General features: G+C 69.0%; 17 protein-coding genes and 1 pseudogene. 7 read left to right on the forward strand and 11 right to left on the reverse strand.

The features are described 5' to 3' along the window. Position 1 precedes the first annotated feature (1 nt). Both MQH10_RS02805 and petA read right to left on the reverse strand, forming a co-directional pair. Positions 2-1,321 (reverse strand): cytochrome b, encoded by a 1,320-nt coding sequence (locus MQH10_RS02805; protein WP_242562547.1) that lies wholly within the window; start codon positions 1,319-1,321, stop codon positions 2-4. A gap of 5 nt (positions 1,322-1,326) precedes the next feature. Then, positions 1,327-1,881: a ubiquinol-cytochrome c reductase iron-sulfur subunit gene (gene petA, locus MQH10_RS02810; RefSeq protein WP_336605031.1), complete on the reverse strand. Its 555-nt coding sequence runs from the start codon at positions 1,879-1,881 to the stop codon at positions 1,327-1,329. 201 nt (positions 1,882-2,082) lie between these two features. Between petA and MQH10_RS02820 the strand changes: the two genes are divergently transcribed. From MQH10_RS02820 to MQH10_RS02830, 3 genes are read left to right on the forward strand one after another with little or no spacing between them, the layout of a single operon-like run. After that, positions 2,083-2,544, forward strand: a complete 462-nt coding sequence (locus tag MQH10_RS02820) for a tRNA (cytidine(34)-2'-O)-methyltransferase (RefSeq protein ID WP_242562548.1) — start codon at positions 2,083-2,085, stop codon at positions 2,542-2,544. Then, positions 2,541-3,419, forward strand: coding sequence for an oxygen-dependent coproporphyrinogen oxidase (gene hemF / locus MQH10_RS02825; RefSeq protein ID WP_242562549.1), 879 nt, complete (start codon positions 2,541-2,543; stop codon positions 3,417-3,419). The genes MQH10_RS02820 and hemF overlap by 4 nt, the downstream gene beginning before the upstream one ends. Continuing rightward, positions 3,416-4,036 (forward strand): GNAT family N-acetyltransferase, encoded by a 621-nt coding sequence (locus MQH10_RS02830; RefSeq protein WP_242562550.1) that lies wholly within the window; start codon positions 3,416-3,418, stop codon positions 4,034-4,036. Before hemF ends, MQH10_RS02830 begins: the two co-directional genes overlap by 4 nt. On the opposite strand, the gene MQH10_RS02835 is transcribed toward MQH10_RS02830, so the two are convergent. The 8 genes and pseudogenes from MQH10_RS02835 to MQH10_RS02865 form a co-directional block, all read right to left on the reverse strand. After that, positions 4,033-4,773, reverse strand: coding sequence for an Isoquinoline 1-oxidoreductase subunit (locus tag MQH10_RS02835; RefSeq protein ID WP_242562551.1), 741 nt, complete (start codon positions 4,771-4,773; stop codon positions 4,033-4,035). The two genes, MQH10_RS02830 and MQH10_RS02835, sit on opposite strands and share 4 nt — an antisense overlap. Positions 4,774-4,820: 47 nt before the next feature. Further along, positions 4,821-5,240: a type 1 glutamine amidotransferase gene (locus MQH10_RS26655; RefSeq protein ID WP_336605032.1), complete on the reverse strand. Its 420-nt coding sequence runs from the start codon at positions 5,238-5,240 to the stop codon at positions 4,821-4,823. Continuing rightward, a complete protein-coding gene (locus MQH10_RS26660) occupies positions 5,213-5,533 on the reverse strand; it encodes a type 1 glutamine amidotransferase family protein (protein ID WP_336605033.1) in 321 nt (106 codons plus the stop codon). The genes MQH10_RS26655 and MQH10_RS26660 overlap by 28 nt, the downstream gene beginning before the upstream one ends. A gap of 10 nt (positions 5,534-5,543) precedes the next feature. Continuing rightward, a pseudogene (locus MQH10_RS02845) lies at positions 5,544-6,763 on the reverse strand (CCA tRNA nucleotidyltransferase). A gap of 26 nt (positions 6,764-6,789) precedes the next feature. Continuing rightward, a complete protein-coding gene (locus MQH10_RS02850; protein WP_242562552.1) occupies positions 6,790-7,065 on the reverse strand; it encodes a hypothetical protein in 276 nt (91 codons plus the stop codon). After that, positions 7,058-7,699: an NUDIX hydrolase gene (locus MQH10_RS02855; RefSeq protein ID WP_419720747.1), complete on the reverse strand. Its 642-nt coding sequence runs from the start codon at positions 7,697-7,699 to the stop codon at positions 7,058-7,060. Before MQH10_RS02855 ends, MQH10_RS02850 begins: the two co-directional genes overlap by 8 nt. A 7-nt stretch (positions 7,700-7,706) precedes the next feature. Further along, complete coding sequence (locus tag MQH10_RS02860; protein ID WP_242562553.1) at positions 7,707-8,288, reverse strand: DUF1285 domain-containing protein; 582 nt, start codon at positions 8,286-8,288, stop codon at positions 7,707-7,709. Positions 8,289-8,339: 51 nt separating this feature from the next. After that, the gene (locus MQH10_RS02865; RefSeq protein ID WP_242562554.1) at positions 8,340-8,837 is read right to left on the reverse strand and encodes a GNAT family N-acetyltransferase; all 498 of its coding nucleotides are present in this window, start codon (positions 8,835-8,837) and stop codon (positions 8,340-8,342) included. Positions 8,838-9,240: 403 nt separating this feature from the next. On the opposite strand from MQH10_RS02865, the gene MQH10_RS02870 reads away from it, so the two are divergent. Further along, on the forward strand, positions 9,241-9,390 hold the full coding sequence (locus tag MQH10_RS02870; protein WP_242562555.1) for a hypothetical protein: 150 nt from the start codon (positions 9,241-9,243) through the stop codon (positions 9,388-9,390). After that, positions 9,387-9,647, forward strand: coding sequence for a hypothetical protein (locus tag MQH10_RS02875; RefSeq protein ID WP_242562556.1), 261 nt, complete (start codon positions 9,387-9,389; stop codon positions 9,645-9,647). Before MQH10_RS02870 ends, MQH10_RS02875 begins: the two co-directional genes overlap by 4 nt. On the opposite strand, the gene MQH10_RS02880 is transcribed toward MQH10_RS02875, so the two are convergent. Continuing rightward, entirely contained in the window at positions 9,628-9,939 is a 312-nt protein-coding gene (locus MQH10_RS02880) for a hypothetical protein (RefSeq protein ID WP_336605034.1), read from the reverse strand. The genes MQH10_RS02875 and MQH10_RS02880 overlap by 20 nt on opposite strands. 108 nt (positions 9,940-10,047) lie before the next feature. Between MQH10_RS02880 and MQH10_RS02885 the strand changes: the two genes are divergently transcribed. Together MQH10_RS02885 and MQH10_RS02890 are read left to right on the forward strand one after the other, a co-directional pair. Beyond that, positions 10,048-11,310, forward strand: a complete 1,263-nt coding sequence (locus MQH10_RS02885; protein ID WP_242562557.1) for an MFS transporter — start codon at positions 10,048-10,050, stop codon at positions 11,308-11,310. A gap of 32 nt (positions 11,311-11,342) precedes the next feature. After that, positions 11,343-12,272: an SDR family NAD(P)-dependent oxidoreductase gene (locus MQH10_RS02890; protein WP_242562558.1), complete on the forward strand. Its 930-nt coding sequence runs from the start codon at positions 11,343-11,345 to the stop codon at positions 12,270-12,272. Positions 12,273-12,366 lie beyond the last annotated feature (94 nt).

Raw genomic sequence — 12,366 nt, forward strand, 5'->3', positions numbered from 1 at the left:
CTCAACCCCTCTTTTCAGGCGAAGCCGCGGCGCCGGCGGGCGCGTTGGCGGAATGCGAAAGCACCGGCTCCGAGATCGATTCCGGCTGGGGCAGCGGGGTCTCGGTGAGACCCAGGACCGGCAGGATGACCAGGAAGTAGGCGAAGTAGTAGAGGGCCGAAACCCGGCTCAGCCAGACCATGGAGTTCAGGTCGGCGTCGATCAGGGTGAAGGTCGACAGACCCGGGATCACGTGGGCGTCCGGCAGCTTGCCGCCGCAGAAGCCCAGCACCAGGCAGGCCACCACGAAGATCAGGAAGTACAGCTTGGCGGTCGGGCGGTAGCGCATGGAGCGCACCTTCGAGGTGTCCAGCCAGGGCAGGATGAACAGCATCGCGATGGCGCCGAACATCAGCAGCACGCCCATCAGCTTGTCCGGAACCGCGCGCAGGATCGCGTAGAACGGCAGGAAGTACCATTCCGGAACGATGTGGGCCGGGGTGACCAGCGGGTTGGCCTGGACGTAGTTCACGGCGTCGCCCAGCGCGTTCGGATTGAAGAACACGAAGCTGGCGAACATGATCAGGAAGACCGCGATCGCGAAGCCGTCCTTCACCGTATAGTACGGGTGGAAGGGCACGGTGTCGGCCTTGGACTTCACGTTCACGCCGGCCGGATTGTTGTTGCCCGGCACGTGCAGCGCCCAGATGTGCAGGATCACCACGCCGGCGATCATGAACGGCAGCAGGTAGTGCAGCGAGAAGAAGCGGTTCAGGGTGGGGTCATCCACAGCGAAGCCGCCCCACAGCCAGGTCGTGATCGAGGGGCCGACCACCGGCAGGGCGCCGAACAGGTTGGTGATCACCACCGCGCCGTGGAAGCTCATCTGGCCCCAGGGCAGGACGTAGCCCATGAAGGCCGTGGCCATCATCAGGAGGTAGATCACGCAGCCCAGGATCCAGAGCACTTCGCGGGGGGCCTTGTAGGACCCGTAATAGAGGCCGCGGAAGATGTGGATATAGACCGCGATGAAGAACATCGAGGCGCCGTTGGCGTGCATGTAGCGCACCAGCCAGCCGTAGTTCACGTCGCGCATGATGCGCTCGACCGAGGCGAAGGCGTAGTCGACGTGGGGCACATAGTGCATGGCCAGCACGACGCCGGTCACGATCTGGATGGCCAGGCAGACCGCCAGAATGCCGCCGAAGGTCCACCAGTAGTTCAGGTTCTTCGGGGTCGGGAAGTCGACCATGCTGTCGTACGCCAGGCGCACGATCGGCAGTCGAACGTCGAGCCAGCGCTCGAAGCCGGTCTTCGGCTCGTAATTGGAATGTCCGCTCATGGTCCTCAGCCCACCTTGACCTTGCTGTCCGACAGGAAGGCGTAATCCGGCACCACCAGGTTCTTCGGCGCGGGGCCCTTACGGATCCGGCCGGAGGTGTCGTAGTGCGAACCGTGGCAGGGGCAGAACCAGCCGCCGAAGTCGCCGCCGCCGAAGGTCGGCACGCAGCCCAGGTGGGTGCAGGTGCCGATCAGGATCAGCCATTCGGCCTTGCCCGGCTTGTGCCGCGACTCGTCGGTCGCCGGATCACGCAGATCGGCGTGATCGTCCTTGATCGCCGCGGCGATCTCCTTGCCGGTGCGCCGCCGGATGAACAGCGGCTTGCCGCGCCACTTGATCGTGACCTGCTGGCCCAGCTCGACCTTGTTCAGGTCGAACTCCACCGAGGCAAGCGCCAGGGTGTCGCCGGCCGGGTTCATCTGATCGATGAACGGCCAGGCGAGACCGCCGACGGCGCCGACGGCCGCGACCGTGGCGGCGATGTGAATGAAGTCGCGCCGGTTCGGGTCTTCGCCCGCGGCATGAGGATCGGGATTTGCGCCCACGACGGTGTCGGCCACCTTAAAGCTACCCTTCGGTTGGGGCGTGGACTGGATGCCCTACGCCCGTCTTCGACCCGCCCAGAAGCTCTGGTAAAGGCCCTGACGAAATCTAACTCTGGAGCGGGAAGAATCCGCGGACTGGCTATACGCCCCTTGAGCGTTTTCGCCTTCCGTGATTCGCACCTTGCCCCGTCAAATCCCGTGGCTGGATCGCTTAGAATGCTCATGGCGCTTTTTCAACCGGACATTCCGCAAAACCTTGGCGCGGCTCTTCGTCTCGGCGCGTGTCTGGGGACCCCCGTGCACGTCATAGAGCCCTGCGGCTTCCCCCTTTCCGACAAGGGCATTCGCCGCGCGGCCATGGACTATGGCGACCCTGGGGTGGTCAAACGCCATCCTGGGTGGGCGGAATTCCGCCAACAATGCCCTGGACGCATTGTGCTTTTCACGACGAAGGGCGCCCAGCCGTTCGGCGATTTCGCATTCCGCCCCGACGACGCCCTGCTGTTCGGTCGTGAAAGCGCAGGCGTGCCGGACGAGGTTCACGAGGCCTGCGACGAAAGGGTCTATATTCCGCTGATGCCCGGAATGAGGTCCTTGAACGTCACCGTCTCGGCCGCGATCGCGCTGTCCGAAGCGTTGCGCCAGACCGGCCAAATGCCTAAGCCCCTTGTCCCATGACGAGCCTGCCTCCCGAAATCGACGCCCGCCGCGCCCGCGCCAAGACCTGGTTCGAGGACCTCCAGTCCCGGATCGTCGCCGCGCTTCACGCTCTGGAGGACGAAGCGTCGCCCGAGCTGTTTCCCGGCGACCCGGGACGTTTCGACATGCGCCCCTGGACCCGCGAGACCGGGGTCGGCGGCGGAATCGGCGGCCATCTGAAGGGGCGGCTGTTCGAGAAGGCCGGGGTCCACACCTCGGCGGCGACCGCGCGGTTCTCGCCGGAAATGGCCGCCCAGATGCCGGGCGCCGATAAGGACCCGTCCTATGTCTCGGCCTCGATCAGCCTGATCATCCACCCCGTTTCGCCGCGGATTCCGACCGTGCACATGAACACCCGCTTCCTATCGACGGCGGTCAGCTGGTTCGGCGGCGGGGCGGACCTGACGCCGATGGTCGATGTCCAGCGCAGCCAGGAGGCGGAGGACGCGGTCGAATTCCACGCCGCCATGCAGGCGGCCTGCGACGCGTTCCATCCGGAATGGCACCAGAAGTACAAGGCCTGGTGCGACGAATATTTCTACCTGCCCCACCGCAAGGAGACCCGAGGCGTCGGCGGCATCTTCTATGACCGCCACGACACCGGCGACTTCGAGACCGACTTCGCCTTCACCCGCGCGGTGGGCGAGGCCTTCCTGGAGGTCTATCCGAAGATCGTGCGCCGGCGCATGAGCGAGACCTGGACCGAGCAGGACCGCATGGAGCAGCTGGTCCGCCGCGGCCGCTATGTCGAGTTCAACCTGCTCTATGACCGCGGCACCATGTTCGGCCTGAAGGCGGGCGGCAACATCGAGACCATCCTGTCCTCCATGCCCCCCATGGTGGCCTGGCTGTGAGCCGGGCCGAGATCCGCCCCTATCGGCCGGGCGATCTCGACGCGCTCTACGACATCTGCCTGAAGACCTCGGCCAGCGGCGGCGACGCCAGCCATTTGCACGCCGAGCCGCGCATCGTCGGCGAGATCTACGCCGCCCCCTACGCCGTGCTGCGGCCGGACCTCGCCCTGGTGATCGAGGACGCCGAGGGCGTCGCCGCCTACATGGTGGGGACCGACGACACCGTGGCCTTCGACGCGCGGCTGGAGGCGGAATGGTGGCCCAGGGTCCGGCCCCTCTATGCCGATCCCAAGGACATCCCCTTCGCCGCGCGCAACGCCGACCAGCAGCGGGCCGCCCGCATCCACCGGCCAATCGCCACGCCCCGGCCCCTGACCGACGCCTATCCGGCCCATCTGCATATCAACCTGCTGCCCCGGCTGCAGGGCCAGGGCCTGGGGGAGCGGCTGGTCACGACCTGGTTGGACCTGCTGAAGGCCCGCGGCGCGAACGGCGTGCACCTGGGCTGCAGCGCCGGCAACGCCCGCGCCCTGCGCTTCTATGACCGCTACGGCTTCCGGCGCTTCGCCGTCGATCCGCCCTGGCCGGGCACGGTGTGGATGGTGCTGGACCTCTAGCCGACCGGCGTCAGCCTCACCGCCGCCGTCTTGGCCGCCGGATCATGGGTCGGAACCCGCGTCCCGCCGGGCGCGGGACAGACGGCGCCCGTGTCGATCCAGGCCTGGGTCAGCTCACCCAATTGCGCCTGGGTTCCCGGCGCCGGCGTCCGGCCCGCCCCGGGGTTCCAGCCCCAGCCGACCAGATCGTCATGGGCCATGTGATCCTGGATCTGGGCCAGGGTCCGCCCGCCGTTGCGGGCCGGGTCCTTCAGCTGGGCGCAGATCTCGGCGAGCGTCTTGCCCTGCCAGGCCATGGAGGCGGGCGCCAGGCCCCAATTCGGATGGCCGGGGATGGTGACGATCCGGGTCCCGCCCACCCACACGTTCCCGCCGGTGTGGCAGGAGGCGCAGGGCAGCCCCTCCCCGTGTCCGTCCGGTCCGCGCGACACCAGCGGCATATGCAGATGGCGGTCATTGCCCTGGGCCGGGTGCTCGGCCGGGTGGCAATTGGCGCAGCGCGGATGGGTGATGACCTTGCCCATCTCCCGGAACAGGGCGACCGACCGCGCCTTGGGATCGGCGATTCCGCCAAAAGCAGAGGCCGGCTTCAGCGACACGGTCTGCCGCATCTCGTTCAGCACGGCCGCCGCCGTGGGTGAGGGCGGATCGGCCGGGGCGGCGGTGGCGACGCGCACGGCGACCAGCACCGCCAGGCTTGCGGCGGCGACTGCGAGGATCTCGCTGGAGGTGCGCATGAGAGGCCATCCTGTCCGACGCTGACGCGCGTCGGCACAGGAAACGGTCAGTCGGCCCGAAGCGTTGCCTGCCTCAGGAAATCCTGGATCCAGCTGCCCAGCCGCAGCCGGTCGTCCGGCGCCTCATAGGTGGCGAGCGCGGCGTCGGCCTCGGCGTCGGTGTAGCGGGTCCCGCGCCGGTTCTCGATCAGGGCCTTGGCGTAGGCGGGCTCGAACTCCGGATGCAGCTGGACGGAGATCGCCGGCTGGTCGCCATAGGCCAGCATGCCGAAGGGCGTGAAATCATTGGCCGCCACCACCCGGGCGCCGGGCGGCAGCTCGACCACCTGGTCCTGGTGCGAGGCCGGCACGGCGAGGCTGGGCGCCGCGTCCATCCACGGCCGGCCCTCGCGCACGTCATAGCGGTGCAGGCCGATGCCCCAGCCCTTGGGCGACTTGATCACCTTGCCGCCGAAAGCCTCGGCCATGATCTGGTGGCCGAAGCAGACGCCCACCAGGGCCGCGCGCCCTTGGCCTGGACCAGGAAGTCCTTCAGCGGGTCGATCCAGGGCAAGGGATCGTAGACCCCCGCCGAGGAGCCGGTGACCACATAGGCCGGATAGTCCTCGGCGCGAGCCGGCAACTGGCCGGCCTGGACGTCGAAGGTCGCGTAGTCATAGGCGTCCGCCCCGAACAGGGTGCGGAACATCGACGGATAGTCGCCGAACTGGTCGCGCACGCCCTCCGGCGGAACCCCGGTCTCGAGAATGGCGAGCTTCATTTGCCCCTGCCTAGTAAGCCATGCCCTGGGCGACCGCCTTCAGCTTCTCGATGGCCGAGAACTTGTCGTCCAGGAAGTCGTGGTCGATCCACCAGTCCTCGACCTCGCGCAGCACCTCGCCGACCATCGGCCCCTTGGGCACGCCGGCGTTGATGACGTCGTCGCCGTTCAGCGGGAACGGCGGCGGGGCCCAGCTTTCGCCCAGCGCCAGCAGGCCGCGCCACTGGTGATTGGCCGCCGACCGGCGGGACTTGGCCCAGGCCAGCTTCACCCGGTCGGTGAAGGCCCGCACCCCGATCTGATAGACCGCGCGGCGGCTTTCGCGCGGGCTCATCCAGCTGGCGATCCGCGGGGTCTTGCCCATGGCGGCGACCAGCCGGTCGCGGACGTCGTTGGACAGGCGCAGGCTCTCGGCCGCCTTGGCGACGCTGACCTGGTCGTCGGGGACCAGCGTCGCCAGCCGCAGGACGGCGTCATTCTCGAACAGCTGGCTGGTCTCGATCTCCACCAGGCCGTTGAATTGGTCGAGGCTCGTGCAGAACGGCAGGATCTTGCCCAGCACGCCGGCCTCGCTCATCAGCTTCGCGCCGGCCGCGGCTCGTCGGCCGACAGCAGCTTCAGCAGTTCCTTGATCGTCCGCTCGGCAGGGCGGCCCGACAGGGTGTCGCGCAGCGCCTTGCAGGCGGCCAGCGCCTTGGCGTCCGGCTCGCCCTTGCCGTACCAGGCCAGGAACCGGAAGAACCGCAGGATGCGCAGATAGTCCTCGCGGATCCGGGTCATGGGATCGCCGACGAAGACGATGCGGCCGGCCCGCGCATCGGTCACCCCGCGCCCCGTGGGATCGAACAGGGTCCCCTCGCGATCGGCGTAGATGGCGTTCAGGGTGAAGTCTCGGCGCTGGGCGTCCTCGGCCCAGTCCTGGCTGAACGCCACCACGGCCCGGCGGCCGTCGGTGGAGACGTCCCGGCGCAGGGTGGTGACCTCGAACGGCGCGCCGTCGGCCACCGCCGTGATCGTGCCGTGCTCGACCCCGGTCGGCACGGCCTTCAGGCCGGCGGCCTCCAGCGCCTCGGTCGCCTCGTCCGGCGTCAGAGTGGTGGCGATGTCGATGTCGTCAATCGGCCGGTTGAGAATCGTATTGCGCACGCAGCCGCCGACGAACCGGGCGCAGCCGGCCCCGCCCTTGGCTTCCAGGGCGTCCAGCACCGCGGTCGCCTGCGGGGTCGTCATCCAGGGGCGTCGGCCGATGGTCTCGGTCACTTGTGAACGGCTCTCTTCTCAAAGCGCGCGGGCGTCACGCGCCCGTCGGCCGCGACCTGACCTGGAACATAGGTCTCGCCGCGATTGTCTCCATGGAGCACGGCGCCGGCCATCAGCGAAAGCCCCAACAGCACGGCGCCCACAGCCGCGAGCCAGGGCCAGGGCGTCGAGCCCATGGGCCGGCCCGTCCGCAGGGCGATCGCCCGCCACAGGAACCAGACGGCGAAGGGGGTTGCGACGAGCAGAGCCCGCCAGGCCAGGGCCTCAGGCAACGGCGGCTCCATAGAGGCGGGTGTAGAGCGCCCGCAGCATGCCCGCCGTCGCGCCCCAGATGAAGCGGTCCTCGTGGGTCATGGCGTAGAAACGCCGTTTCTCGCCGTCGGGTCCCTCGCGCTCGTGCTCCTCGTGATTGGCCGGATCCATCAGGAAGCCGAACGGGGTCTCGAAGATGTCGGCCACCTCGTCCGGATTGGGGACGAGGTCAAAGCCCGGCCGGATGAAGCCCACCACCGGGGTGATCAGATAGCCGGTGCCCGTCTGATAGGGCGAGGACAGTCCGCCCAGGGTCACGAAGTCGGGATGCAGCCCCACTTCCTCGTGCGCCTCGCGCAGGGCCGCGCCCCAGGGGGTCTCGCCGGGATCGCGCCGCCCGCCGGGAAAGGCGATCTGGCCCGCGTGTCGGCGAAGCGTGTCAACCCGCTTGGTCAGCAGGACCGAATAGCCGTGCTCCCGCTCGATCAGTCCCACCAGCACCGAGGCGGGGGTGAGCGGCGTGGTCGCCGCGGGGCGGGCATGCGGCGACAGGTCGAAGTCGGAGGCGCCGACCGCCCCGCCTCCCTCCTCCAGGGGATCGAGGTGGCCGACGATCCAGTCACGCAAGTCGGCGGCGGGGGCGGCCGGGCTCACGGGCGGCTCACAGACGGTGCGCGCCGACCGGGCCCACCGGGAACCAGGCGCCGTTGGAGGCGACGCCCAGCTGCGGGCCCTCGGGCGTCTCGCGCTCCTCGGCGAGCTCGACCAGCTCATAGAACACCGGCCGCGCGATCAGGGCCTCAAGCCCCCGGCGGACGTGCAGATAGGGACGCGGCTCGCCGGTCTTGGGGTCCATCTCGACCCGGATCTGGTTGTCGGGCCCGGCCTCGACCTCGTCCCCGACATTGGTCAGGAACTTGAGCGCCCCGCCCTCGCGGTCGACCCGGACGGCGATGAAGGGCGCGTCCTCCACCGTGATCCGCATCTTCTCGACCGGCGTGACCAGGTGATAGCCGTCCGGGTCCTTGCGCAGGACGGTGGAGAACAGCCGCACCAGGGCTTCGCGCCCGATCGGCGTGCCCTCGTGGAACCACAGGCCGTCCTTCTTGATGACGATGTCGATGTCGCCGCAGTGGGGCGGATTCCAGAGATGGACGGGGGGCAGGCCGCGGCCGGGGGCCTGGGCTTTGGCCGCGGCGATCACGCCGTCGAGGCCGGTCTTGCTGTCGGTGGAGGTCGCCATGTCGCCAAGGTAGGGCCACGCCGGCCCCACCTCAACCACATGGTCGGCCGATCAGGCGCGGACGTCGCCGGAAAGCGGCCCGGTCGCGCCCCGCGCCAGCACCCGGCGCGGATCGACCGGCCCCGGCATGCGCACGCCGCGGGTGTGCTCGGCGCTGAATCCGAAGCGCTGGAAATAGGGACCGTCGCCCACCAGCAGCACCAGGGGGAAGCCCGCGGCCTCGGCCGCCTGGCAGGCGCGCTCGACCAGCAGTCCGCCGGCGCCGGCCTTGCGCTGGTCGGCCATCACCGCCAGCGGCCCCAGGAAGATGGCGGGCGCGTCTCCGATATGGATTTTCCACATCCGGACCGAGCCGACCAGGCGGTCGCCGTCCCAGGCGCAGAAGGACAGGTCGGGGCGGAACTCGGCGAATTCACGGACGCGCTCGGACGACTTCACGAAGCGGCCGGGCCCGAAGGCGTGGTCCAGCAGCGCCTCGATGGCGGCGTCGTCCTGGGGCTGTTCGGAACGGATATCCGGCGCCGAAGCGGCGGTCTTGGAAGCGATCATGGCGGGAACTCTGGGCGCGAAATGCGACGATCCCGTCACCGCGGGCGGGCCGCGGGCGGGGCGGAGGTCAGGCGGCGCGGCGGGCGCGCCCGGTTCGTCGCAGTCGTCGCATGGACGTGGGACCCGGTTCGATCGAAGGGGGCGAAATAGGGCCAAGGACCCCGGTCGTCAATGCGCGAGACCCGCGGCAAATTCGAGCCGCGCGCGGTTCTTCCTTGACGCGGGGGCCGCTGAGGGCGTCTGAAGCCCCCTGGCCTAAGACTCCGCAGATGGGGTCACGGCTATCGCCACCGGCTGGAGCGTGAGCTTCGGCGTCCGGGTCCGGCCTGCGATCCAGGGCCTTTCCCCACTCCCGTTAGATCCAAGCCGGCGGCTGTTTCGCCGGCCGCGAAAGGAATCGCTCATGGCGCGCAAGCCCAACTACCAGTTCGAACGCATGGAGCGGGACCGCCAGAAGGCGGTCAAGGCCGCCCAGAAGGCCGCCGCGAAGGCCAGCGAAAAGGCCGCCCAGAACCCCGATAACGCCGGCAACGGCGAAGGATCCGCGTCATGACCACCGCCATCAGCTACAACCACGAGACCGTCACCCTGGACGGCGAATATTTCGATGGCTGCGAATTCCGCGACTGCCGCATGGTCTATGCGGGCGGCAAGGCCCCGGTGTTCAAGGACTGCCAGTTCGTCGCCTGCGATTGGCGAATGGAGGACCAGGCCGCCGAGACCCTCGCCACCCTGCGCGCCATGTGGGCGTCGGGCGCCAAGGCCCGCGTCCAGGTGCTGATCAAGGAAATCACGGGGGCGACGAAGTAGGCTCCATCCAGCGCCGGGGCCAGTTCACGCCGAGCGCGCGGACTTCCCCCGGCTTCAGCCCCAGCGTCTTCATGCGCGCCGGGGTGAGCGCGCTCAGCATCTGCACGGGCTCCTGGCCCTTGTAGGGGCTGGAGGCGATGCGGCCGGCGAGTTGCCCGGCGTCGAGCGCCATCCACTCGGACTTGGCGCGATCCTCGAAGCCCACGGCGTAATAGTGGCGGATCGGGGCGGGCTCGCCCGGCAGTTCCACCATCACCCCGATCACCCAGCCCGACACGGTCTCGCCCTCCACGGTCTCCGCCCTCTATCGGGCCTTGAGAGTCGCTGATAGCGCGCTTTGAAAAATGCGAGCCCGCGCGGCATTGCCCCAGCGTCCCCCTCGGGCCAAGTTGCGCGGCCCATGTCCGACCCCTCCCCCGCCGACGCCCCGCCCGCCAACACCGTCTCCGCCCTCCTGGGCCGGCGCGACTTCATGGTGTTCTGGATCTCCCGTGTGGCCTCGACGCTTGGGGTGCAGATCCAGAGCGTGGCGCTTGGCTGGCAGATGTACGCCGTGGCCCGCGAGACCATGAGCGTCGAACGGTCGGCCTTCTATGTGGGCATGATCGGCCTGGCCGCCTTCATCCCGGTCTTCCTCCTGGCCCTGCCGGCCGGGGAGACCGCCGACCGCCACAACCGCAAGACCGTGCTGCTGCTTTGCTATCTCGGCGAGACGACGACGGCGGTGATCCTGGCCTGCGCGGCGATCTTCCATTTCGCCAGCATTCCCCTGCTCCTCGGCCTGTCGGCCCTGTTCGGGGCGAGCCGCGCCTTCATGGGCCCGTCCTCCACCGCCATGGGCCCGATGCTGGTGCCCAAGACCCTGCTGCCGCGGGCGATCGCCTGGAACTCCCTGGCCTGGCAGGGCGGCTCGATCCTGGGCCCGGCGCTCGGCGGAATCCTGGTCTCCCAGTCGGCCGGCCTGTCCTACATGGTCACGGTGGGCCTCTACGCCCTGGCCGGCCTGTGCGTGGCCGCCATCACCACCGACACCCGGCCCCAGGTCCAGCCCGGCTCGCGCTGGGCGCTCATGAAGGAGGGCCTGGCCTATGTCTGGACCAACAAGATCGTGTTCGGGGCCATTTCGCTCGACCTGTTCGCCGTGCTGCTGGGCGGGGCGACGGCGCTCCTGCCGGTCTTCGCCCGCGACATCCTGAAGATCGGGCCGGAGGGCTTCGGCCTCTTGCGCGCCGGCCCCGCGATGGGGGCCACGGCCGTGGCGATCCTCCTGGCCAGCTATCCGATCCGCCGGCACGCCGGCCTGATCATGTTCGGCGGGGTGGCCGTGTTCGGCGCGGCCACCATCGTCTTCGGCCTCTCGCGGTCCCTGCCACTGTCGGTGGCGGCCCTGGCCGTCCTGGGCGGCGCCGACATGCTCAGCGTCTATGTCCGCCAGACCCTGGTGCAGATCGTCACCCCCGACCAGATGCGCGGCCGGGTGGCCGCCGTCTCCTCCCTGTTCATCGGCGCCTCCAACGAGCTCGGCGAATTCGAGAGCGGCGTCGTGGCGCGCTTCCTGGGCCCGATCGGCGGCGCGGTGTTCGGCGGGGTCGGTGCGTTGATCGTCACCGGCGCCTGGGCCAAACTGTTTCCCGCCTTGCGCAAGGCCGACCGGCTCGAATAGCTGGCGGTATTATTTTTTAGGGAGATGATTTGATGGGTGCTCTTTCAGGAAAAGTTGTTCTGGTCACGGGGGGCGGCAACGGCATTGGCCGTGAGGCGGCCCTGATCGCCGCGGCCGAAGGCGCCAAGGTCCTGGTCAATGACCTGGGCGGCGGGCTCAAGGGCGAGGACGAGGGTTCGGCGGGTCCGGCCGAGATGGTCGCTCAGGAAATCCGCGCCGCCGGCGGCGAAGCGGCCTCCAATTCCGACAGCGTCACCAGCTACAAGGCGGTCCAGGGCATGGTCGAGCAGGCGCTCGACACCTTCGGCGGCCTGCATGCGGTGATCAATCCGGCCGGCATTCTGCGCGACGTGATGTTCCACAAGATGACCGAGGACGACTGGGACCGCGTCATCGACGTGCACATGCGCGGCAGCTTCAACGTCGCCCGCGCCACCATCGAACTGTTCCGCGACCAGAACGACGGCGCCTACATGTTCTTCACCTCGACCTCGGGCCTGTTCGGCAATGTCGGCCAGGCCAATTACGGCGCGGCCAAGATGGGCATCGCCGGCCTGTCGCGGATCATCGCCATGGAAGGGGCGCGCAACAATGTGCGTTCCAACTGTCTGGCCCCGGTCGCCTGGACCCGCATGACCCAGTCGGTGCCGGTGAAGGACGAGGCCGCCGCGGCCCGCCGCGCGGTGATGGCCGAGAAGATCCGCGCCGACCAGCCGGCCCGCTTCTCCGTCGCCATGGTCGCGCCGGCCGCAAGCCATGTGTCGGGCCAGATCTTCGGCTCCTCGGGCGAGAACATCATCCTCTATTCGCAGCCTCGCCCGATCGAGACCTGCACCAAGGAAGAGGGCTGGACCGTCGATTCGATCCTCAAGGAAGCCGTCCCGCAGATGGCGCCCAAGTTCTACGACCTCGGCCGCGCGGCTCCGGCCGCGCCTGCGCCCAAGCCGGCCACGGCCGGCTGAGGCCCAGCTACAACCGATACGACTGCAGGCGGCGGCGATCCCCACGGATCGCCGCCGTTTTCACATCTCCCGGTTGGCGCCGGTCTTGCTTGGC

Source organism: Phenylobacterium aquaticum (genome assembly GCF_022695515.1).
GTDB lineage: Bacteria > Pseudomonadota > Alphaproteobacteria > Caulobacterales > Caulobacteraceae > Phenylobacterium > Phenylobacterium aquaticum.

Bases quoted from the DNA above. Each gene is read 5' to 3' on its own strand.
- MQH10_RS02865 (WP_242562554.1), bottom strand. From the start codon at position 8,837: ATGATCGCTTCCAAGACCGCCGCTTCGGCGCCGGATATCCGTTCCGAA.
- MQH10_RS02890 (WP_242562558.1), top strand. From the start codon at position 11,343: ATGGGTGCTCTTTCAGGAAAAGTTGTTCTGGTCACGGGGGGCGGCAAC.
- MQH10_RS02870 (WP_242562555.1), top strand. From the start codon at position 9,241: ATGGCGCGCAAGCCCAACTACCAGTTCGAACGCATGGAGCGGGACCGC.
- MQH10_RS26655 (WP_336605032.1), bottom strand. From the start codon at position 5,240: ATGGCCGAGGCTTTCGGCGGCAAGGTGATCAAGTCGCCCAAGGGCTGG.
- MQH10_RS02885 (WP_242562557.1), top strand. From the start codon at position 10,048: ATGTCCGACCCCTCCCCCGCCGACGCCCCGCCCGCCAACACCGTCTCC.
- MQH10_RS02875 (WP_242562556.1), top strand. From the start codon at position 9,387: ATGACCACCGCCATCAGCTACAACCACGAGACCGTCACCCTGGACGGC.
- MQH10_RS02805 (WP_242562547.1), bottom strand. From the start codon at position 1,321: ATGAGCGGACATTCCAATTACGAGCCGAAGACCGGCTTCGAGCGCTGG.
- MQH10_RS02835 (WP_242562551.1), bottom strand. From the start codon at position 4,773: ATGCGCACCTCCAGCGAGATCCTCGCAGTCGCCGCCGCAAGCCTGGCG.
- MQH10_RS02820 (WP_242562548.1), top strand. From the start codon at position 2,083: ATGCTCATGGCGCTTTTTCAACCGGACATTCCGCAAAACCTTGGCGCG.
- MQH10_RS26660 (WP_336605033.1), bottom strand. From the start codon at position 5,533: ATGAAGCTCGCCATTCTCGAGACCGGGGTTCCGCCGGAGGGCGTGCGC.
- MQH10_RS02860 (WP_242562553.1), bottom strand. From the start codon at position 8,288: ATGGCGACCTCCACCGACAGCAAGACCGGCCTCGACGGCGTGATCGCC.
- hemF (WP_242562549.1), top strand. From the start codon at position 2,541: ATGACGAGCCTGCCTCCCGAAATCGACGCCCGCCGCGCCCGCGCCAAG.